Origin of the sequence: Acinetobacter sp. YH12120, from assembly GCF_013418795.1 — a bacterium.
Lineage (GTDB): Bacteria > Pseudomonadota > Gammaproteobacteria > Pseudomonadales > Moraxellaceae > Acinetobacter > Acinetobacter towneri.
In genome coordinates this window covers 133,993-154,470 of the sequence record NZ_VPBI01000004.1, presented here as the reverse complement: position 1 = coordinate 154,470, position 20,478 = coordinate 133,993, and the positions used below count along the sequence as shown (strand labels likewise).

The window sequence follows — 20,478 nt, the reverse complement described above, 5'->3', positions numbered from 1 at the left end:
TCTTCAAGCAATCATGCTACAGAATAGAGGTTTTCTCAAGTCTATAATTCTGAGTCAGTCACTCAGAAATATAGGTTTATGCTTTAACTTGTGCTGTTTGTTGAATTTCAGCAACAGTGAGTGCAGTCATATTCACAACACGACGTGTCGTTGCAGTCGGAGTCAAAATATGTACAGGTTTTGCTGCACCTAACAAGATAGGGCCAATCGTAACATTGTTACCTGAAGTCGATTTCAACAAGTTAAATGAAATATTGGCAGCATCTAAGTTCGGCATAATCAACAAGTTTGCAGAACCTTTGAAGCGTGAGTTCGGGAAAGCAAATTGACGAATATTTTCGTCTAATGCTGCATCACCGTGCATTTCACCTTCAACTTCAAGCTCAGGTGCAATCTCACTCAAGATTTCAAAGACTTTACGCATTTTTTGTGCGCTAGAGTCTTGTTGGTCAGAACCAAAACTTGAGTGAGAAAGTAGAGCAACGCGTGGTGTCATACCAAAACGGCGTACTTCTTCAGCCGCTAAAAGTGTCATTTCAGCCAACTGTTCAGCAGTTGGGTTAGTGTTGACATAAGTGTCGGCAATGAACAAGTTGCGATCTTCAAGCATCAATGCGTTAAGGGTAAAGAAGTTAGTGCGACCTTCTTTTAGACCAATCACATTTTTCACGAAATCAAGGTGAATATCGTAGCTAGAATAAGTACCACATAACATACCATCGGCTAAACCATGTTTCACTAACATTGCTGCAATGAGGGTAGAGCGACGACGTGCTTCACGCTGCGCGTATTCAGGTGTAACGCCTTTACGCTGCATGATGGTGTAGTAATCATCTGCAAATTTTTCGTAGTTAGGGTTGCTTTCCTGGTCTACTATTTCCATATTCACGCCATGTTCAAGACGTAAACCTAACTTTTTGATGTTCGCTTCAATCACTGAGGTACGACCTACAAGGATTGGTTTAGCCAAGCCTTCATCCACTGCAATTTGTACTGCACGAAGTACGCGTAAGTCTTCACCTTCTGCATAAGCAATACGCTTAGGGTCAGTTTTTGCTTGAGCAAAAATAGGCTTCATCATAAATGCCGAGTTATATACAAACTCAGACAAACGCTGACGGTATGCAGAGAAGTCTTGAATTGGACGACTTGCTACACCTGAATCCATTGCCGCTTGAGCAACTGCAGGTGCAATTTCAAGAATTAAACGCTGATCAAGTGGACGTGGAATTAAATAGTCACGACCGAATGATGCAGATTTTTCACCATAAGTCGCAGCATCTGCTTCAATGTGTGCCATGCGTGCAATTGCGTGTACACAAGCAATTTTCATTTCTTCGTTGATGGTAGTTGCGCCAACGTCTAATGCACCACGGAAAATATACGGGAAGCAAAGTGCGTTGTTAACTTGGTTCGGGTAGTCCGAACGACCAGTCGCCATAATCACATCTGGACGTACTTCATGCGCATGTTCAGGTAAGATTTCTGGATCTGGGTTAGCCAAAGCAAAGATAATTGGATTTTCAGCCATTTCTTTGACCATAGCTTTGGTCAAGATACCCGCTGCAGAAAGACCAAGGAACATATCCGCACCGCTAATTACATCAGCAAGTTGCGTTCCTTCAATGTCTTGCATATAGCGTTTTTTCGAGTCATCCAAACCTTCACGTTTGGTGGTGATTAGACCGCGCGAATCTGCAACAATGATATTTTCTTTTTTCGCGCCCAATGCACACAACAGGTCTAAACAAGACAGTGCGGCTGCACCTGCACCTGAAGCAACGATTTTGATTTCTTCAATCTTCTTGCCGTTAAGTAACAAGGCATTGAGTAGGGCAGAACCTACAATGATTGACGTACCGTGTTGGTCATCGTGGAACACAGGAATATTCATGCGTTCACGAAGTTTTTGCTCAATGTAGAAACATTCTGGTGCCTTGATGTCTTCAAGGTTAATACCACCAAAAGTTGGTTCTAGTGCTGCAACAATATCTACAATTTTGTCTGGATCATTTTCAGCAATTTCGATGTCAAATACATCGACACCAGCAAACTTTTTAAAGAGTACGCCTTTACCTTCCATCACAGGTTTAGACGCCAAAGGACCGATATTACCTAAACCTAATACTGCTGTACCGTTACTAACGACAGCAACCAAGTTACCGCGAGCGGTATAAAGTGCAGCTGTTGAAGGATCACGTTCAATCTCTAAACATGGTGCTGCGACACCTGGTGAGTAAGCGAGCGCTAAGTCACGTTGGTTGACCAGCTGCTTACTTGGAGTAACGCTGATTTTTCCTGGTGTTGGAAATTCGTGATAGTAAAGTGCCTGCTGTTTTAATGATTGATCGTCCATCTGAATCTCGTGTGTGACAAGTTGGCCAGCGATGCTGGTGGTTTTTTTATGAATCTTATCGAATATACCATTACTTGCCCCCTTAGCACAGACGTCACTGTTTATTTTTAGAACAAACTTAGAGCTTTTGGGTCTAGTTTCAGATTAAGGAGCGATAAGCGCGCGATACTAAATTGGCTTTTAGAAATTGGGTCGCTTCACTTTCAGGCAAAGGCCTAGAGAATAAATACCCCTGCGCAATATCACAATTTAAATTCTGCAAATATTGCAGTTGTTGCTCAGTTTCAATCCCTTCAGCCACCACACTCATGCCCATGGCTTTGCCCATAGCAATCATGGCACTAACAATGGCTTCTTGTTTGGTATTTCCAATTTTAGAAACAAAGCTACGGTCTATTTTTAAACTGTCAATTGGGAAGTCTGTTAAGTAAGAAAGTGAAGAATAGCCTGTACCAAAATCATCTAAGGCGATATGAATATCACGTTGTTTAATTTCATCTAATAAAGACTTCACGGTTGTGGAGTTTTCCACTAAAGAGGATTCGGTAATTTCTAATTCTAAGCTTGCACCTGAAATTTGATAGGTATTAATCGCATCATCTAAATCTTGCAGCAATTGACCACGTTGCAGTTGTTGTGCAACTACATTAACCGATACTTGGATATGATCAAAACCTAACAGATTCCATTCACGAATTTGCTTGGCAGTTTGTTGAATTACAACCCGACCAATATCGGAAATTAAACTGGTTTGTTCCGCAATAGGAATAAATAGGTTCGGTGGAATAATGCCTTTGGTTGGATGTTTCCAGCGCACCAATGCTTCAAACCCAACTACCTGATAATTATGGAAATCAATTTTAGGTTGATAATATACAATTAACTCATCATTTTTAATGGCTTGGCGTAAGTCACGCTCTAAATGCACATCTTGTTCTAGCAGTTTGGTGTTGTCTAAAGCGTAATATTTAACGGTATTACCACCCAAACGCTTGGCTTCAGACAAGGCTTGTTCTGCACAATTATTCAGATAATCCAGCTGGCGTCCATGTTCAGGATAGAGGGAAACCCCCATCGACAGGGTAATAATATGTTCTTGTCCCTGCACATTAAACGGCAAATTAAAGGCTTTGGCGATGCGTTCACAGTGCTGCTGTATAGAAGGGCGAATATGAGAAATTTCATACACAATTGCAAAATCATCGCCATTTAAGTGCGCGACAAACAGCGCTTCGGCATTGGTGATGCGTAAACGCTGCGCCACTTGACGGAGTAATTCATCGCCACCATTATTGCTTAAATATTCATTTAAAGGTCTGAAACGGTCAATATTGAGTCGAATGACCGCCAATTGCTGCAATGAATCTTGCTGCGAAATAAGATATTGATGTAGTTGATAATTATAGTAAAAGCGATTAGGCAAGTCGGTCAGTGGGTCGTAATTTTCTAAATAGGATAGACGCTGTTCTTGTAGTTTATGTTCGGTTAAATCAGACACAATCCCAATATAATTAATAATGCGGTTTTGCTCATCGGTGACGGCATTGATATGCACACGAACTGCGAGTTCTTTACCAGAGCGGAATCTTGTATTCATTTCAGCATCATATTTACCTGTGCTGAGCAATTGTTGAAGAATTTCTTCTTGCGTAATGCGTTGATGTGCTTTGTGGGACTCGACCAAATCAAACAGATATTTGCCTAAAATATGGTCGCGTTTAAATCCGCTCATTTGAGCATAGAATGGGTTGGCTTCAATATAACGTAAGTTTTCATCTAAAATAAAAATACCTTCGGCTGCCTGTTCAAGTACGCTGGCAGTGAGTTTTAAGCGTTCTTGCCCAATCCGTTCTTGGTGAATGTCACGGCGAATCCCCACCATGCGCAAAGGTTTATTGGTGACAGGATCACGCTCAATCACCCGACCAATATCATGCACCCAATACCATTGACCTGAACTATGTTGTACGCGATATGTGGCTTGATAGCGTTCAGTTAGACCCCGTAAATGTTGTTTCATGGTTTGGTGAAAGTGCGGAATATCATCAGGGTGAATCAGTTGCTGTAATTTATTCCGATGCTGTTTGGTATTCTCTAAACGAGTTTGCTGTGCGCCACCACCAAAGACAATACTGCGTTGCCGTATATTCCAGTCCCATGCTTTTAGACCTGCGGCTTCATGCGCTAAAATTAAACTATGTTGTTGATTGATTAAATCTTGGTGCGTTTGTTCTAAGTCAAAGGTACGTTCTCTTACTTTTTGTTCTAGCATTTGATTGTTAAATTGCAGTTGAAGTTCAATATCTTTGGACTTGTTCATTTCAACTTGTAATTGTTGGCAGAGTTGATCTGTCCAGCCGACTTGTTGCTCTGCGGCTTTTTTGAATTGGTCGTTCTTAAAATAGACGCTCGATAAACGACGATGCATGTGCATTGAAGTATTGGCACAAATCAGTAAGGTAATTAAGGCAAAATTTGTCGCGAGAAAAAAGAAAGCGGAAGTTTCGGAGTGAACTAAAAACTGTGCGGCAATATAGGGTGTAATCACTGGAATGAATACCCAGCAAAAATAACTCAAGCGCTGCGTTAAAAAGGTGAGGGCAAAGGTTTGACTCACAATAATTAATAAGGTCGCTAAAATAATCGCTTCATAGTTGCTCAGTTCAGGGTTTTGCTGAGGTAAAAAGTAATACAGTAAACTTACCCCAACCGCGATTGCTGTTCCGATCAAGAAACACACCAATTTTAACCAACGATGTGCTTGTTGGAGTTGATATTGTCCCGCTTTAAAGTGAACTGCTGTGAGCAGTAAACACGAACCAATGGTCAGTTCAGTGAGAATAAACCAGATATTGAGGTAGGGTGATGAATGTGAGAAAGAAATTTGATAAATAAAAAACACATACAGGCAAACAATCAGGATGCTGACCAAAAAGAATCGAATAAGCCGAATGGTATTGGTGATTTGCGCAGCATCTAAGTATTGCTGCAACAATTCATCTTGAGCGTCTGACATACTTCCCCAAAATCTAGTTAAATGATTCCAACATTTATATTTTCTTAAATAACATCACGTTCATGCATAAAATATTGCTGTTTTGTGTTTAAATTTTATGCAAATTTTTTAATATATTGTTCGAGATTAATCCTGTACTTTATAAATTGCAATGTTATTGGCAATCGATTTCTGTAAAAACGGATAAATTACTCAGCCAAGCGATAATTTAAGAGAGCTAAAGCAACCACAGGGGCGGTTTCAGTGCGTAATACCCGAGAGCCAATACACCAGTTTTGAAAGCCAACGGCATTGGCAGCACTAATTTCTGCTTCGCTTAAACCACCTTCAGGCCCAATTAATAAAGCTAAATCTTTACTGGCATTGTTTAGTACATCTACTTGATCTTTATTCGGTGCTAACACTAGTTTGGTGGCAGGAAGGTCGCTATTCAGCCAGTCCTCTAAACGTAGTGGGGCTAAAATTTTCGGTACGATATTCATGCCACATTGTTCACAGGCTGCAATGGCAATGCTTTGCCAATGATCTAATTTTTTTTGATCGCGGTCATATTTTAAGCGCATTTCACAGCGTTCAGAGGTGAGCAACTGAATGTTAGTCACGCCAAGCTCTACCGCTTTTTGAATCGCATAATCCATACGATCGCCTTTGCTCATTACTTGTCCTAATAAGGCGCTAAAGCTTGGGATGCGATTGTCTGGATTAAAACTTTTAATCTGCACTTGCGCTGTTTTTTTGGTAACTTCAACCAGTTCCACTTCATATTCACCACCTTGCCCATTGAACAAGGTGGCGGTTTCACCGACTTGTGCGCGTAGTACTTTCACCCAGTGATGAAATACTGTTTCAGTCAGTTCAACTTGCGTATCTACTGCTAATTCAGCCTCAATATAAAAACGGGGCATAGGGATTACTCGTTCAAGTCAATAAAATATGAAAAATACAGCTTAAGCCAAACCAAGATCTGTCACTAATTGACGAGTCGGTTCGGTGTTGTTCATGGTGTAAAAATGCAAACTTGGTGCACCACCAGCAATCAGGCGTTCGCACAGTTTAATAATCACTTCATGACCAAAGGCTTTGATTGAAGCTGTGTCATCACCATAGGTTGCTAATTGCTTACGAATCCAGCGTGGAATTTCTGCACCTGTACCATCTGCAAAGCGAATTAAATTGCTGGCATTGGTAATCGGCATAATGCCAGGCGCAACAGGAATATTCACACCTTGCTTTTGAATACGTTCTACAAAGTAAAAGTACGCATCTGGATTAAAAAAGAACTGGGTGATGGCAGCATTGGCACCAGCATTTACTTTGGTGACAAAGTTTTTAATGTCTTGATCAAAGTGGTCTGCTTGTGGATGCATTTCAGGATAAGCCGCAACTTCAATGTGAAAATGATCACCTGAATGTTCACGAATAAAACGTACCAAGTCAGACGCATACGGCAATTCGCCTAAACCAACTTGACCTGAAGGTAAATCACCACGCAAAGCCACAATGCGGTCAATGCCTTGTGCTTTATAAATATCAAGCAATTCAGCAATACGCGCTTTGTCATCACCAATACAAGACAGGTGCGGCGCTACAGGTGTGCCTTTGCCATTGAAGTCGCTAATGGTCGATAAAGTACGTTCACGAGTAGAACCACCTGCACCATAAGTGATAGAAAAAAACTCTGGATTTAAAAGTTGTAATTCTTGATGCACAACTTTGAGTTTTTCTGCACCTACATCGGTTTTAGATGGGAAAAATTCAAATGAAATAGGAACTTGTTTGGTCATGATTAAATCCTTGTTATAAATACTTATTTATATTTTTTCACCTCTCCTAAATCCTCTCTTGCGCTGGGTTTAAAAGCAGTGCTTTAAACTTGCTCAGGAGAGGACTTACCCTCGAATACATTCATTAAACAATGAATCATTCCCTCTCCCTATGAGAGAGGGTTAGGGAGAAGGATTAAAAACTTAGTATTTATAAGCATCCGATTTAAACGGACCTTCAACAGCTACACCTAAGTAGTCCGCTTGTACTTGAGTCAATTGTGTTAATACACCACCAAAACCAGCAACCATTGCAGCAGCAACTTCTTCGTCTAGTTTTTTCGGTAAGATTTCAACACGAATTGCCGCTTGTTTTTGATCGGCAGGAAGATCGGCAAATTTCTCTGCAAATAAGTGCATTTGTGCCAATACTTGGTTAGCAAATGAACCATCCATAATACGTGATGGGTGACCTGTTGCGTTACCCAAGTTCACTAAACGACCTTCAGAAAGCAAGATTAAATAATCGTTTTCGTTTTCTGAACGATACACTTGGTGTACTTGTGGCTTCACTTCAACCCACTTATAACCACGTAAGTAGTTGGTGTCGATTTCAGTATCGAAGTGACCAATGTTACATACAACAGCGCCTGCTTTAAGTGTATCTAGCATTGCTGCGTCGCACACGTGATAGTTACCTGTTGTAGTCACAATCAAGTCAGTATTTTCTAAAAGCTCTAGGTTGACGTCTGCTTTATTGCCTGTTTGTACGCCATTCTTGTACGGAGATACAACTTCGTAACCATCCATACATGCTTGCATTGCACAAATTGGGTCAATTTCAGAAACACGAACAATCATGCCTTCTTGACGTAAAGATTGTGCAGAACCTTTACCTACATCACCATAACCAATAACCAATGCACGACGACCAGACAATAACATGTCTGTACCACGTTTAATCGCATCGTTGAGTGAGTGACGGCAACCGTATTTATTGTCGTTTTTAGATTTAGTCACAGAGTCGTTGACGTTAATTGCAGGCACTTTTAAAGAACCATCTTTCCACATTTCAATTAGACGTTGTACGCCCGTAGTGGTTTCTTCAGTAATGCCGTGAATGCGCTCTAATAATGCAGGGTATTTTTCGTGAACAAGTGCAGTTAAGTCACCGCCATCGTCCAAAATCATGTTGGCATCCCATGGTGTGCCATTTACATTAATTTGTTGTTCAAGACACCATACATATTCTTCTTCAGTTTCGCCTTTCCAAGCAAAAACAGGCACACCTGAAGCAGCAATTGCTGCAGCAGCGTGGTCTTGAGTAGAGAAGATGTTACAAGAAGTCCAACGAACTTCTGCGCCCAATTCAACTAGCGTTTCAATTAAAACAGCAGTTTGAATGGTCATGTGGATACAGCCGAGAATTTTCGCGCCTGCAAGAGGTTTTGCAGCTGAGTAGCGCTTACGCAAACCCATAAGGGCTGGCATTTCTGCTTCTGCAAGTTTGATTTCTTTACGACCAAAATCAGCTAGTGTGATATCGGCAACTTTATAATCTGTAAATGAAGCATTAACCGCGTTCATCACGATCTCCTTATAAAAAACAATTGATCATTCAGTTCGCGGATGCCGTTTCTTGCATAGCAAACGCGTTGCTATGCTGGTCGAGCCTGGCGATTTTACATTTCGTGCCTGTAAAACGTCGCAGCATCCCTCGACTAGCGCGATATTGTACTTGGAAATTGATTCAGTTCCAATCATGTTTTGTTTATTATCACTACAAACATATTTTTGAGATTGAATGATGGCTTTAGAGCTTCCTCAAGAGTTGGCAAATTTAGAAGCCAACGGCGGGATTTACGCAGTGTGGATGTTGCTACGACACTTAGGAATTGATGCCGATATTCAACAATTGATTGAAGTGTGTGGTTATACGCCAGAGCAGGGCACAACCACAATTGGTTTGGCTGTTGGACTGAAAAAGTTTGGCTTTAATGTGCAGTTTTATACTGACCCTGACCCAGATTTACAAGATGCAGAAAAGTTAAGTTATGCCGAAGCTGAACAGCTTAAATTGCCTGTATTGGCGGCAATCGGCTATCAGCAAATTCAGCACGCATTTGATGAAAATAAATTTGTAATTGTCTACTACGACACTTTAGAAGGCGTGGGCAATCACTCATTGCTATATTCTATTGATGATGCTGAAATTTGTTTCTTTGACAGTTTTGAGCCGATGCCTGCGGCTGTGTTTGAACAACAGCGTCAGCAAGAGGGCATTTGCAGACAAGTAATTGTGGTCGAAGTCTAAGTGTTATTCAAAGTCTAAGCTTTATTCAATGACGATTCGAGTCATGCAAAAATTGTCTAGCCCATCAATTGATTGGCTAGACAAATAAATTACTCCGCTGCATCGGCTTTTTGTGTCCAATATTCAGCTTTATTTTCGTCAGCATCTACACCCAAAGCATTTGCATAAATAAAAGCAAGGTCACGCATGGCTTGTACTTCGCCCAATTCTGCTGCTTGCTGTACCAATGCCACAGAGCGAGCGACATCTTGTTCAACCACATCACCACGACGGTAGTAGCCTGCCAACTCTAAAATAGCGGCAGGGTGTTGTGCATCACTGGCTTTTTTGAGCCAGACAAAAGCATCTTCAAAATGTTGTTTAGCATCTTCAGGGTCATCTTCTAGAACATCTTTGGCATATACGGTATAGCCTTCACCAAGCCAATACATGGCTTCGATATGTCCGTTTGCGGCAGCTTTGAGCGCCCATTGTTCGGCAAGTTCAATATCTTCATTAAAATCGCTTTGCATATACAGCACCGCCACTTCAAATTGGGCATCGGCTTGTCCTGCAATGGCGCGGTTCATTAGCGCAGGGGAGATTGAAACAGATTCTGACATAATGTCATCCAGCAAAATTACAACATAAGATTGTGCGATAGCCTAAAAGGTCTGCTGGGAAAAAGCCATCTTCGGTGTGATTTTTTTTAAAAATTAGGGTTAATTGATCATGCGTTTATGCAGACAATAACAAAAAATCACTTGAGCCATATCGTCAAGTTTCAATATGCTGAATGTTAAACATGGTCATAATGAGAACAATAAGATGGCAAATTTTTTAACTGCTGAACAAGCAAAAGTTTATTCAGATCATGCCAAGCTAGATATTGAATTATATAAGCAGCGTTTGGCGTCTTTAATCGAAGAGAATGCCAAGCAGGGCAATACCGCAGTTTTTACTGTGCTGCCAAAACATTTACCTTTAGAAGATATTCGAAATTTATCGGCACAGCTGACTGATTTGGGTTATCAGGTGCGCTTTGAGTTAAATGAGTTCTTTTATAGCTTTAATGTGTATTGGATTTAAAACTCAACTCTACCGACATTTCACCAAATAGTTTTAGTGAAATGTCGAGCGTTTATATTTTTTGATTTAGATTGCGTTTAAGTATTTGCAGTATGTTCTGCCAAAACTTCCAACGCTGCGCGAAAAGCTTCCTGAGTTGCAGGTGCGCCACAATAAGGCAAGCTGTGTAACAAGACTTCCTGAATTTCTTCGACACTTGCCCCGTTATTTAGCGCACCACGAATATGTCCTTTAAGCTCTGTCGGGCTTTTTAAAGCAGTTAAAAAGGCGATAGTAATTAAGGAACGATATTTGCGTGGTAACACACCTTCACGTTGCCAAGTTGAACCCCATGCATGTTCATTAATCCAGTCCTGCAAAGGTTGGGTAAATGGTACAGTGTTGTCCTGTGCGCGTTTTACAAAGCTTTCGCCCATGACTTCAGTGCGAACTTTTAAGCCATTGTCATAGTCTTGTTGTGACATTTTACTATCCCTGTTTTATTGTTTGAGCTCGGTGTATAGATTAAGTGCATAGATTAACAATTTATGGCGATGACACCATGCGCACTTGGTCGTAGACCATCAAAAAATATTCACATCTATCTATTTTTAATATATCCACAAGGTATAAAAAACCCCGAACATAAAGTCGGGGCTGTTTTAGCTTTATCGCAAATTTTGAAATAAGCGAGTGTTAAGCTTCAATGGTTTGCACGCTAATTTTTTTAGCAGGGTCGGCTTTACGACGTACTGTTGGTACAGGTTCACCATAATATTGACGGTCTGCAAAATAACTTGAACGTACCATTGGCGCAGCCCAAATATTTTTAAAACCTAACTTTTGACCATGCGCTGTATAACGCTCAAATTCTTCAGGTGTTACAAAGCGGTCAATTGGCGCATGTTCTTTAGATGGCTGTAAATATTGACCAATGGTCACATAATCTACATCGTGCGCTTTAAGATCATCTAACAGTGCAATAACTTCTTCTTCAGATTCTCCAATACCTACCATCAAACCGCATTTGGTTGGAATATCTGGGCAATATTCTTTAAACATTTTCAGCAAGTTCAAAGAGTGCTGATAGTCTGAACCCGGACGCATGGCTTTATATAAGCGTGGCACAGTTTCAATGTTGTGGTTAAAAACATCTGGCGGACATTCGGTCATAATGCGTAGTGCAATATCCATACGACCACGGAAGTCTGGTACCAAAATTTCTAACAACGTATTTGGGCTTAAAGAGCGGGCTTCTTTAATACAATCGACAAAATGTTGTGCACCACCATCTAACAAGTCATCACGGTCTACAGAGGTGATCACGGCATATTTTAAGCCTAAGTTGGCAATGGTTTCTGCCATGTGACGAGGTTCTTCAGGATCTAGTGCATTTGGACGACCATGCGCAACATCACAGAACGGGCAGCGACGGGTACAAATATCACCCATGATCATAAAGGTTGCTGTACCACCACCAAAGCATTCTGGAAGGTTTGGACAAGCGGCTTCTTCACAAACGGTGTGCAATTTTTGCTGACGCAAAGTGGTTTTAATACGTTGAACTTCTTCTGGTGCCGTCATTTTGACCCGAATCCAGTCAGGTTTACGAGGCGTTTCAACCGTAGGAACAACTTTTACAGGAATACGTGCGACTTTTTCAGCACCACGAAGTTTGACACCCTGTTCTGGTTTACGGTTTGCAGACATATTCAACTTTTCCACTGTTTTTGAAAGGGGAGAGATTTAGTGTAGGCTAGATTTTACGTGAAATAGAGTCTGATTAAACCGAATCTAAGTGCAAAAGTAAAATGTCACCTTAACTTCATCATAAGACGGTTATTATAACGAAATTGTGCTTAAATTGGGTAAAAACGATATTCATATAAAAAATGTGGTTATCACGTAATATATGCACAGTAAATACAGAAAATTCAAAAGATTTACGTCATAATATAGCCCATTGAAAAGACAGATTTAAAGAAAAGGAGCGTTGAATGCCACGTAAAAAAGAGGTCGTTAGTGGAACTTTCGTGAAGTACGATGCGGTTGTTCTCGGTTCAGGCCCTGCGGGTGAAGGCGCGGCAATGAAACTTGCCAAATCTGGTAAGCGTGTTGCGATTGTAGATGTTCGTGAGCAGCTTGGCGGTAACTGTACCCATGTGGGTACCATTCCAAGTAAAGCATTGCGTCAGACAGTGTCGAATATTATCCGTTATCGCCGTGACCCAATGTTTAAAAAAATGGGCGATTGGCGTCAGTTCACCATGAAGCAAGTGTTGCAAAGTGCGCATAAAGTTATTCAGCAGCAAGTTGAAACGCACTCTCGCTTTTATGACCGTAATGAAATTGCGATTTATCATGGTCGTGCTTATATCCAAGATAAAAATACGGTCTTGGTATTTGGTGCAGATGGCATTAAAGAAACCATTATGTGTCAGCAAATTGTGATTGCGACAGGTAGCCGTCCATATCGTCCAGAAATGTTGGATTTCAACCATCCACGTGTATTTGATTCAGACAAAATTTTGGATTTGGATTTCTCGATTCAAAAAATTATTATTTATGGCGCGGGTGTGATTGGTTGTGAATATGCATCCATCTTCATTGGTTTAGATCATAAAGTTGATTTGATTAATACTCAGCACAAATTGCTCAGCTATTTGGATGATGAAATTTCAGATGCCTTGTCATATCACTTGCGTGCGCAAGGGGTGCTGATTCGCCACAATGAGCAAATTGATCATTTAGAAACTTTTGATGATCACGTGGTTTTATATTTGCAAAGTGGCAAGAAAATCAAAGCCGATGCGATTTTGTGGTGTAACGGTCGTTCGGGTAATACCGATGGTTTAGGTCTTGAAAATGTCGAACTTAAGCCAAACAGCCGTGGTCAGTTAACAGTCAATGATCAATATCAAACCGAAGTAGAGAATATTTATGCTGCGGGCGATGTAATTGGTTGGCCTTCGTTAGCATCAGCTGCCTATGACCAAGGTCGTTGCGCGGGTGCAAATATGAGTGGCGAAGAAAATGTTGCGCCTGTGACCGATATTCCAACAGGTATTTATACCATTCCAGAAATTTCTTCGATTGGTAAAACTGAGCAGGAATTGACGGAAGAAAAAATTCCTTATGAAGTTGGTCAGGCATCTTTCCGTCATTTAGCGCGTGCGCAAATTACGGGTGATACAGTGGGTGAATTGAAGATTTTATTCCACCGTGACACTTTAGAAGTATTGGGTGTGCATTGCTTTGGTAATAATGCGGCAGAGATTATCCACATTGGTCAGGCGGTGATGAACAGCCCGAACAATACCATTAAGTATTTTGTGGAAACCACATTCAACTATCCAACCATGGCGGAAGCGTATCGTGTGGCGACCTTGAATGGGATGAATCGTTTGTTTTAAGCAGATTCTGCTGACTGCAAAATAGAAAATTTAGAACACCCCATAAGATCATTCTTGTGGGGTGTTTTTTATTGCCTTGCTGTAGGAAAATTTATGCATTGAGGGAAAGTTGATTTGTGGAACATAGAGTATTAAATATCAATCATGACCGATGCTGCACTGCGTTGTGCTTCGCCATGAAAAACAGCTTCAATATTGTTACCATCAGGATCAAGCACATAAGCTGCATAATAACCAGGATGATAAGCACGTTCATCAGGTTTGCCATTGCATCTACCACCATGCGCCAATGCTGCAAGATAGAAAGCATTGACCATTTGACGATTTTTAGCTTGAAAGGCGAGATGATGACGCCCAGTGAGTGTACCTTGTGCGGCAGGGCTTTCTACTGACGAGATAAAGAGTTCATCTGCCCAAAAGTGATCATTGGCTGTTCCCATAACTGGAATATCCAACACTGCCAAGATGGCGGTATAAAATGCTCGACTTGCTTCAAGGTCACTCACCACAAGATGAATATGGTCAATCAGTCTTCCACGATGCAATTGAATCTGCATAAGACGCTCCATGTCTAAAGCGGAATTTTGAATAGCAAAATAGACTTAATATTTTAGAGATTGGGTTTTAATGCGCACAAAACGCCTGATTAAAATATTCAAACAGTTGTGGCGTTTGCATCCATAAAAAAATCGACAAGCCAAAAAGGGCAGTGATTGCGAGTGTGAGCAATACTTTAAAATTCAATAAAGAATTAATCATGAATGACGTGCTCCTCATCTACCCAAAAATGGACCAAGACCGCAAACGCACTTAAAGCAATAGAAACAATCCAGATAACATTATAGTTACCTGTCAGGTCGTGATTTAAACCGCCAAGCCATCCACCAAAAAAAGAGCCGACTTGGTGTGTGAAAAACACAATGCCACTGAGCATGGTCAGGTATTTAATTCCAAACATATTTGCCACAATACCATTGGTTAAAGGCACTGTAGATAACCACAACAAACCCATAATGATCCCGAATGCATAAATTGTCCAGATGCTTAAAGGCAGGATTAAAAAGGCGATAATGGCGATACCGCGTAGTCCGTAAAGCCACATCAGCAAGTGTGGTTTGGAATAGCGACCACCTAACCAACCCGCCGTATAAGTGCCTACAATATTAAATAAACCCACGAGTGCTAGAAAAACTGTGCCTGTGGTTGCATTAAAGCCATGATCGATTAAGTAGCTAGGTAAGTGAATCCCGATAAACACCACTTGAAAACCACAGACAAAAAAGCCCAAAGCTAAAAACCAAAAGGGTTTATGGTTTTTGGCAATCACCAAAACTTGTTTAAAGCCTAAAGCGGGTTGGCTGACTGAACTTGCATTAGGGTTTTGATACATGGGTGCTTTGAGCATCCATGCCAAAGGAACAATCAAGACAATTAAAATCGCACTGACAATTAATGCGCCCGACCAACCTACACTTTGTAATAACAATAAGGTCGATGGCAACATGATAAATTGCCCAAACGAGCCTGCAGCACTGGCAATACCCATTGCAAGGCTACGCTTTTCTGGAGGAGCAGCGCGACCTACTGCAGAAAGTAGCACAGGGAAAGAGGTTGCAGAAAGTGCCAAACCTAAAATTAAACCCACACTTAAATTTAGCAATAAGCCTGTCGAGCTGACGGCCATGAGCAATAAGCCGAGTGCATACAGTGCGCCACCAACTGCAACTACAATTTTACTACCGTATTTGTCTGCAAAAGCACCTGTGATGGGTTGGACTGCACCCCAAATTAGGTTTTGCATGGCAATGGCTAAACTAAAGACATTATGTCCCCAGCCAAATTCATGGCTCATAGGCACCAAATACAAACCAAATGCATGCCGAACCCCAAGCGATAATGCCAAAATAATGGCACTTCCAATTAACATATAAATTAGAGGTTTGGAAAATTGAGCATTCGACATAAGGCATCCACGTATGGCTAACAGCTTGTTATGGTAGTCGATTCAGCCGCAGATCGCGATAAAATAAAATTCATCAAATGATAAAATTTGGTTATAGATATTAGTTTGAATATTCTAAGCAAAAAATGATCATGAGCTACAAGCCAAATGGATATTGAAAAATCCTTCTCCCTGTGGGAGAAGGATTAAGTGAAGGGGATTATCGTCTTAAATAGGACTGATCAAAGACTGCTATTAATGCTTAAAAACGCATACCAAAACCTGCATAGGCAATCACTGGATTCACTTCAATATCTGCTTTAGAGTGAATTAATTCGCCGTGTTTGGCATCGGTCACCGTAATGGTGGTTTCATTTTTAAGGTGTGCATAAGATAGTGAGCCAACTGCAAACCATTTTTCATTGAAGTCATAGGTAAAACCTACAGTCGCAACTGGCGCAAACGCATCGGTCGCATCTAACTCAACTTTAGGATTGGCTGCACTTGGTGTGCCTTCTAAAGATGCGCCCGCTTTTCCTTCTTTAATATTGGCAATCATGTGACCTGCGGCAATCAGATCTTGTTCAGTGCGTGGGTTAATTTCTAATTCATTAAAATAAGCATACATTAACCCGACACCGACATAAGGACGGAATTTATTTACACCTGTTTTGCCAAAATGGTATTGAAACTCAAATGCAGGTGTCCAAGCACGGGCAGAAGCAGCAGGGCCATGTGCTTCTAAATCGGTAATGAAAATATTATTTTTCAAATCAATATTCATAAACTCTAACGGCAAGTTAGCAAGTTGTGGCGTTGCGATGGCAGAGAAAGGTGCATAGATTTTTCCTTTACCTTGTAAATCGACTTTTGGGGGAATCCCAGCTTTGACTTCAAAAGAGACATTATCGGTAAAGAAATAGTTACTCATAATCCCGAGGGTGGTGACATCATCGGCTTCTAAACCTGTACCAGGGTTACTCCATCCTTCTAAGCCATTGATTGCTGAAGTTCCACTGAGTCCAGCACTCAAATTTCCACCAGACAGTGTACCAATCGCTTTAAGCGCATTTGCGAGCAGAGTCTGATCAACATCGCCATTTAAATTATTTATAACAGTATCAACTTTAATGGCACCATTATTCGCTACTTCACCATTTTTTACAGCAGTACCCACTTGGAACGGTTGTGCTTTGCCTTGCGGCATAACGTGCAATGCTCCCACCGAAACAGAAAAGCGTTTAAAACCATCGCCATCCTGTAAGCTGAAGTAGGGTGAATTAGCATAACTCACAATTGGTAAGCTGCTGATTGCAAGGCAGCATAAGGTTTTTTTCATAACGGAACTCCATGTCCATTGTGCTTGTTGTTATTTGCGATTATGTTATGTGAGGCATTATGAAATGGTGTAGGAAAATAAAACTGTTGTTTTTACAAGATATTTTTTTAAACTTTTGTGAATAACTGGAAAAGTGTGCAGGTGTTTTGTTAAATCCAAAACTGTTGAATACGTGAAAATGCTTGTTTTATTGGATGGCTTTAAAGTTCTATTGGTTTGAAATAAAAAGATTTTATAGAAATTGTATGCGTTGAAATTAATAAAAAAGACCAGTCGGAACTGATCTTTTTGACATACGGGTTAAATTTTTAGCCAATGACAGATTTTGGCTGCAAACACGTTATGCAGTAAAGCGTGATAAATCTTCATCAGGGCGGGCAGTTAGCACTTCCAAGCCATCTTTGGTGACCAAAATGGTGTGTTCAAACTGTGCCGATAATTTGTGGTCTTTGGTCACCACTGTCCATTTATCGCCAAGTAATTTGGTTTGCCATACGCCTGCATTGACCATTGGTTCAATGGTAAAAGTCATACCTTCTTCTAAAATCATGCCTGTGTTGGCTTGACCATAGTGCAATACTTGTGGCTCATCGTGGAAGGTCGTCCCAATACCATGACCGCAATATTCACGCACGACACTAAAGCGTTCAGATTCAACATATTTTTGAATCGCATGACCAATATCACCAATGGTTGAACCGGGTTTAACGGTTGCCATACCGCGATACATCGCTTCTTGGGCAACTTTGCATAAACGATTGGCTAAAATGGAAGTTTCACCACCCACGATATACATCATATTGGTATCGCCGTGGAAACCATCTTTAATGACTGTGACATCAATATTTAAAATATCGCCTTTCTTCAGCACTTTACTTTCTGACGGAATACCGTGACAAACCACATGGTTAACCGATGTGCAAATGGTGTGTTGGAATGCTGGACGACCCGGAGCAGCACCATAACCTAAGCAGGCAGGAATAGCTTGTTGTTGATTGACAATATAGTCATGGCAAATCGTATCCAGTTCGAGCGTAGTAACGCCTGGTTTAACGTGTGCTTTGATCATCTCCAAAACTTCTGCCGCCAGTCGTCCTGCCACGCGCATTTTTTCAATATCTTCTGCGGTTTTGATGAGTCGACGAGGTGCTTGATAAGTTGTGTTCATGATCTTTAAAAACTTTTGGAAATTTGTGTGTGACTATGGTATAAATAGCCGCCCATTTTATCAAATGCTTTTTATGAATATGTTTCAAAGAGCTTGGTAAAAGGGAAATTAAAAATCCGCACATATATCGTCACATTACTCTGGGTGCCCTTTGGGGTGGAGAATGCGGATATATGGAGGCCTAACCCAAACATTTAAGGTAAAGAAAATGGCAGATTACAACGTAAGCATGCGCGACCTTCTTCAAGCTGGCGCACACTTTGGTCACCAAACACGTTTCTGGAACCCAAAGATGCGTCAATACATCTTTGGTGCGCGTAACAAAATTCACATCATCAACCTTGAACACACTGTTCCTGCGTTAAATGATGCTTTGAACTTTGCAAACCAATTGGCTAGCAAAAAGAACAAAGTTTTGTTCGTTGGTACAAAACGTGCTGCTTCTGCAATCATCCGTGAACAAGCTCAACGCGCTGGTCAACCGTATGTAGATCACCGTTGGTTAGGTGGTATGTTGACGAACTGGAAAACACTTCGCCAATCTATCAGCCGTTTAAAAGATCTTCAAGTTCAGTCTACTGACGGTACTTTTGCTAAGCTTACTAAACGTGAAGCTTTAGAGCGTAGCCGTGAAATGGAAAAACTTGAGCGCGCTTTAGGCGGTGTGAAAAACATGGGTGGTTTACCTGACGCATTATTCGTAATTGACGTTGATCACGAAGCAATTGCAATTAAAGAAGCTAAAAACTTAGGTATTCCTGTAATCGGTATCGTTGATACAAACTCTAACCCAGACAACGTAGACTACGTTATTCCGGGTAACGACGATGCGATCCGTGCAGTAACACTTTACGCTTCTTCAATGGCTGATGCGATCATTGCTGGTAAAGAATACGCTCAAACTCAAGCCAATGCTCAAGCAAAAGGCGAAGAAGCTCCTGCTTCTGAGGCTTAATGCGTTTTGACGTAAGCTTGTCATTTTTGCGACATGTGATGGTGGCAAAGTAAGCGTCATGTATGCAGACGGCCCAAGAGACACCCTCTGGGCCGTTTCTGTTAAAAAAAGAATTCATTTTCTACCGATTTTAGGAGATAAACATGACTGCAGTTACAGCAAGCATGGTTAAAGAATTGCGTGATCGTACTGGTCTAGCAATGATGGAATGTAAAAAAGCATTAACAGAAGCGGGCGGTGACATCGAATTAGCGATTGACAACCTTCGTAAATCTGGTCAAGCAAAAGCTGCTAAAAAAGCAGGTAACATTGCTGCTGACGGTGCAATCACAATCGTTCAAGAAGGCAACAAAGCGATTCTTTTAGAAGTAAACTGTCAAACTGACTTCGTTGCAAAAGACGAAAACTTTGCTGGTTTCTCTGCGAAAGTTGCTGCTGCTGCTCTTGCTGCAAACGAAACTGATGCTGCTAAAATTGCTGAACTTAAACTTGAAGATGGCGCAACTGTTGAAGAAACACGTGTTGCACTTGTTCAAAAAATTGGTGAAAACATCCAAGTTCGTCGTGCACAAATCGTTGAAGGTGAAAACCTTGCTGTGTACAAGCACGGTTTAAAAATCGGTGTTGTTGTTTCTTACACAGGTGATGCTGCGACTGGTAAAGGTATTGCAATGCACGTTGCTGCATTCAACCCAGTTGCTGTTACTGCTGAACAAGTTCCTGCTGATCTTATCGCTAAAGAGAAAGAAATTGCAGAAGCGAAAGCAGTTGAATCTGGTAAGCCTGCAAACATCGTAGAGAAGATGGTAACTGGTTCAGTTGAAAAATACTTGAACGAAGTTGCGCTTGATCGTCAAATGTACGTAATTGACAACGAGAAGAAAGTTGCTGAAGTATTAAAAGCAACTGGTACAACTGTTGCTCAATTCGTTCGTTTCGAAGTAGGCGAAGGTATTGAGAAAAAAGCAGAAATGAGCTTCGCTGAAGAAGTTGCTGCTGCTCAAGCTGCTGCAAAATAATTTTTACTTAAGGTAAAATATTTTGTAAGGAAAGCCCCAATTTATTTTGGGGCTTTTTTGTGAATATAGATTTTGGCAATATGCAATCGTGGCATAAATATTGAGATGAAGATTAAAGATATTAATTTTAAATCAGTATGTTACGA

The 20,478-nt window shown here is 40.9% G+C and carries 18 protein-coding genes; 5 read left to right on the top strand and 13 right to left on the bottom strand.

The window, feature by feature from the left end; genetic code table 11:
- Positions 1–76 precede the first annotated feature (76 nt).
- From FTU58_RS04460 to ahcY, 5 genes are all read right to left on the bottom strand, one after another.
- On the bottom strand, positions 77–2,356 hold the full coding sequence (locus tag FTU58_RS04460) for an NADP-dependent malic enzyme (RefSeq protein WP_179996087.1): 2,280 nt from the start codon (positions 2,354–2,356) through the stop codon (positions 77–79).
- A gap of 139 nt (positions 2,357–2,495) precedes the next feature.
- The gene (locus tag FTU58_RS04455; protein WP_180062130.1) at positions 2,496–5,372 is read right to left on the bottom strand and encodes an EAL domain-containing protein; all 2,877 of its coding nucleotides are present in this window, start codon (positions 5,370–5,372) and stop codon (positions 2,496–2,498) included.
- A gap of 188 nt (positions 5,373–5,560) precedes the next feature.
- Complete coding sequence (locus FTU58_RS04450) at positions 5,561–6,277, bottom strand: 16S rRNA (uracil(1498)-N(3))-methyltransferase (protein WP_180050823.1); 717 nt, start codon at positions 6,275–6,277, stop codon at positions 5,561–5,563.
- A 42-nt stretch (positions 6,278–6,319) separates the two neighbouring features.
- Positions 6,320–7,156, bottom strand: coding sequence for a methylenetetrahydrofolate reductase [NAD(P)H] (gene metF / locus FTU58_RS04445; protein WP_004972760.1), 837 nt, complete (start codon positions 7,154–7,156; stop codon positions 6,320–6,322).
- A 183-nt stretch (positions 7,157–7,339) separates the two neighbouring features.
- A complete protein-coding gene (ahcY, locus tag FTU58_RS04440; RefSeq protein ID WP_004972762.1) occupies positions 7,340–8,722 on the bottom strand; it encodes an adenosylhomocysteinase in 1,383 nt (460 codons plus the stop codon).
- Positions 8,723–8,942: 220 nt separating this feature from the next.
- Here ahcY and FTU58_RS04435 point away from each other — a divergent pair, with 220 nt between their 5' ends.
- A complete protein-coding gene (locus tag FTU58_RS04435) occupies positions 8,943–9,449 on the top strand; it encodes a cysteine peptidase family C39 domain-containing protein (protein WP_178319510.1) in 507 nt (168 codons plus the stop codon).
- A gap of 89 nt (positions 9,450–9,538) precedes the next feature.
- Here FTU58_RS04435 and FTU58_RS04430 read toward each other — a convergent pair whose 3' ends face one another.
- On the bottom strand, positions 9,539–10,051 hold the full coding sequence (locus tag FTU58_RS04430; RefSeq protein ID WP_131261573.1) for a tetratricopeptide repeat protein: 513 nt from the start codon (positions 10,049–10,051) through the stop codon (positions 9,539–9,541).
- 205 nt (positions 10,052–10,256) lie between these two features.
- On the opposite strand from FTU58_RS04430, the gene FTU58_RS04425 reads away from it, so the two are divergent.
- The gene (locus FTU58_RS04425) at positions 10,257–10,517 is read left to right on the top strand and encodes a hypothetical protein (protein ID WP_004972768.1); all 261 of its coding nucleotides are present in this window, start codon (positions 10,257–10,259) and stop codon (positions 10,515–10,517) included.
- 77 nt (positions 10,518–10,594) lie between these two features.
- Here FTU58_RS04425 and FTU58_RS04420 read toward each other — a convergent pair whose 3' ends face one another.
- Both FTU58_RS04420 and lipA read right to left on the bottom strand, forming a co-directional pair.
- A complete protein-coding gene (locus FTU58_RS04420; RefSeq protein WP_004972770.1) occupies positions 10,595–10,981 on the bottom strand; it encodes a carboxymuconolactone decarboxylase family protein in 387 nt (128 codons plus the stop codon).
- Positions 10,982–11,192: 211 nt separating this feature from the next.
- A complete protein-coding gene (gene lipA / locus FTU58_RS04415) occupies positions 11,193–12,206 on the bottom strand; it encodes a lipoyl synthase (protein ID WP_096902386.1) in 1,014 nt (337 codons plus the stop codon).
- Positions 12,207–12,493: 287 nt separating this feature from the next.
- Between lipA and sthA the strand changes: the two genes are divergently transcribed.
- Positions 12,494–13,909, top strand: coding sequence for a Si-specific NAD(P)(+) transhydrogenase (gene sthA / locus FTU58_RS04410; protein WP_042068765.1), 1,416 nt, complete (start codon positions 12,494–12,496; stop codon positions 13,907–13,909).
- Between the two features lie 131 nt (positions 13,910–14,040).
- Here the strand turns inward: sthA and FTU58_RS04405 are convergent, their stop codons facing one another.
- The 5 genes from FTU58_RS04405 to map form a co-directional block, all read right to left on the bottom strand.
- Complete coding sequence (locus FTU58_RS04405) at positions 14,041–14,466, bottom strand: VOC family protein (RefSeq protein WP_180062129.1); 426 nt, start codon at positions 14,464–14,466, stop codon at positions 14,041–14,043.
- A 67-nt stretch (positions 14,467–14,533) separates the two neighbouring features.
- Positions 14,534–14,668, bottom strand: a complete 135-nt coding sequence (locus FTU58_RS14035) for a hypothetical protein (protein ID WP_019836563.1) — start codon at positions 14,666–14,668, stop codon at positions 14,534–14,536.
- Entirely contained in the window at positions 14,661–15,872 is a 1,212-nt protein-coding gene (locus FTU58_RS04400; RefSeq protein WP_180062128.1) for an MFS transporter, read from the bottom strand. The genes FTU58_RS14035 and FTU58_RS04400 overlap by 8 nt, the downstream gene beginning before the upstream one ends.
- A 241-nt stretch (positions 15,873–16,113) precedes the next feature.
- A complete protein-coding gene (locus FTU58_RS04395) occupies positions 16,114–17,190 on the bottom strand; it encodes an OmpW family protein (RefSeq protein WP_179991606.1) in 1,077 nt (358 codons plus the stop codon).
- A 340-nt stretch (positions 17,191–17,530) separates the two neighbouring features.
- A complete protein-coding gene (gene map / locus FTU58_RS04390) occupies positions 17,531–18,358 on the bottom strand; it encodes a type I methionyl aminopeptidase (RefSeq protein WP_004972787.1) in 828 nt (275 codons plus the stop codon).
- Between the two features lie 208 nt (positions 18,359–18,566).
- On the opposite strand from map, the gene rpsB reads away from it, so the two are divergent.
- Together rpsB and tsf are read left to right on the top strand one after the other, a co-directional pair.
- Positions 18,567–19,313 carry a 30S ribosomal protein S2 gene (rpsB, locus tag FTU58_RS04385; RefSeq protein ID WP_004972791.1) on the top strand — a complete coding sequence of 249 codons (747 nt, stop codon included), beginning with the start codon at positions 18,567–18,569 and terminating at the stop codon, positions 19,311–19,313.
- Positions 19,314–19,456: 143 nt separating this feature from the next.
- The gene (gene tsf, locus FTU58_RS04380) at positions 19,457–20,332 is read left to right on the top strand and encodes a translation elongation factor Ts (RefSeq protein ID WP_004972793.1); all 876 of its coding nucleotides are present in this window, start codon (positions 19,457–19,459) and stop codon (positions 20,330–20,332) included.
- Positions 20,333–20,478 lie beyond the last annotated feature (146 nt).

Excerpts from the sequence above, each read along its gene's own strand:
- FTU58_RS04460 (WP_179996087.1), bottom strand. The coding sequence starts at position 2,356 with ATGGACGATCAATCATTAAAACAGCAGGCACTTTACTATCACGAATTT.
- FTU58_RS04455 (WP_180062130.1), bottom strand. The coding sequence starts at position 5,372 with ATGTCAGACGCTCAAGATGAATTGTTGCAGCAATACTTAGATGCTGCG.
- FTU58_RS04450 (WP_180050823.1), bottom strand. The coding sequence starts at position 6,277 with ATGCCCCGTTTTTATATTGAGGCTGAATTAGCAGTAGATACGCAAGTT.
- metF (WP_004972760.1), bottom strand. The coding sequence starts at position 7,156 with ATGACCAAACAAGTTCCTATTTCATTTGAATTTTTCCCATCTAAAACC.
- ahcY (WP_004972762.1), bottom strand. The coding sequence starts at position 8,722 with ATGAACGCGGTTAATGCTTCATTTACAGATTATAAAGTTGCCGATATC.
- FTU58_RS04435 (WP_178319510.1), top strand. The coding sequence starts at position 8,943 with ATGGCTTTAGAGCTTCCTCAAGAGTTGGCAAATTTAGAAGCCAACGGC.
- FTU58_RS04430 (WP_131261573.1), bottom strand. The coding sequence starts at position 10,051 with ATGTCAGAATCTGTTTCAATCTCCCCTGCGCTAATGAACCGCGCCATT.
- FTU58_RS04425 (WP_004972768.1), top strand. The coding sequence starts at position 10,257 with ATGGCAAATTTTTTAACTGCTGAACAAGCAAAAGTTTATTCAGATCAT.
- FTU58_RS04420 (WP_004972770.1), bottom strand. The coding sequence starts at position 10,981 with ATGTCACAACAAGACTATGACAATGGCTTAAAAGTTCGCACTGAAGTC.
- lipA (WP_096902386.1), bottom strand. The coding sequence starts at position 12,206 with ATGTCTGCAAACCGTAAACCAGAACAGGGTGTCAAACTTCGTGGTGCT.
- sthA (WP_042068765.1), top strand. The coding sequence starts at position 12,494 with ATGCCACGTAAAAAAGAGGTCGTTAGTGGAACTTTCGTGAAGTACGAT.
- FTU58_RS04405 (WP_180062129.1), bottom strand. The coding sequence starts at position 14,466 with ATGCAGATTCAATTGCATCGTGGAAGACTGATTGACCATATTCATCTT.
- FTU58_RS14035 (WP_019836563.1), bottom strand. The coding sequence starts at position 14,668 with ATGATTAATTCTTTATTGAATTTTAAAGTATTGCTCACACTCGCAATC.
- FTU58_RS04400 (WP_180062128.1), bottom strand. The coding sequence starts at position 15,872 with ATGTCGAATGCTCAATTTTCCAAACCTCTAATTTATATGTTAATTGGA.
- FTU58_RS04395 (WP_179991606.1), bottom strand. The coding sequence starts at position 17,190 with ATGAAAAAAACCTTATGCTGCCTTGCAATCAGCAGCTTACCAATTGTG.
- map (WP_004972787.1), bottom strand. The coding sequence starts at position 18,358 with ATGAACACAACTTATCAAGCACCTCGTCGACTCATCAAAACCGCAGAA.
- rpsB (WP_004972791.1), top strand. The coding sequence starts at position 18,567 with ATGGCAGATTACAACGTAAGCATGCGCGACCTTCTTCAAGCTGGCGCA.
- tsf (WP_004972793.1), top strand. The coding sequence starts at position 19,457 with ATGACTGCAGTTACAGCAAGCATGGTTAAAGAATTGCGTGATCGTACT.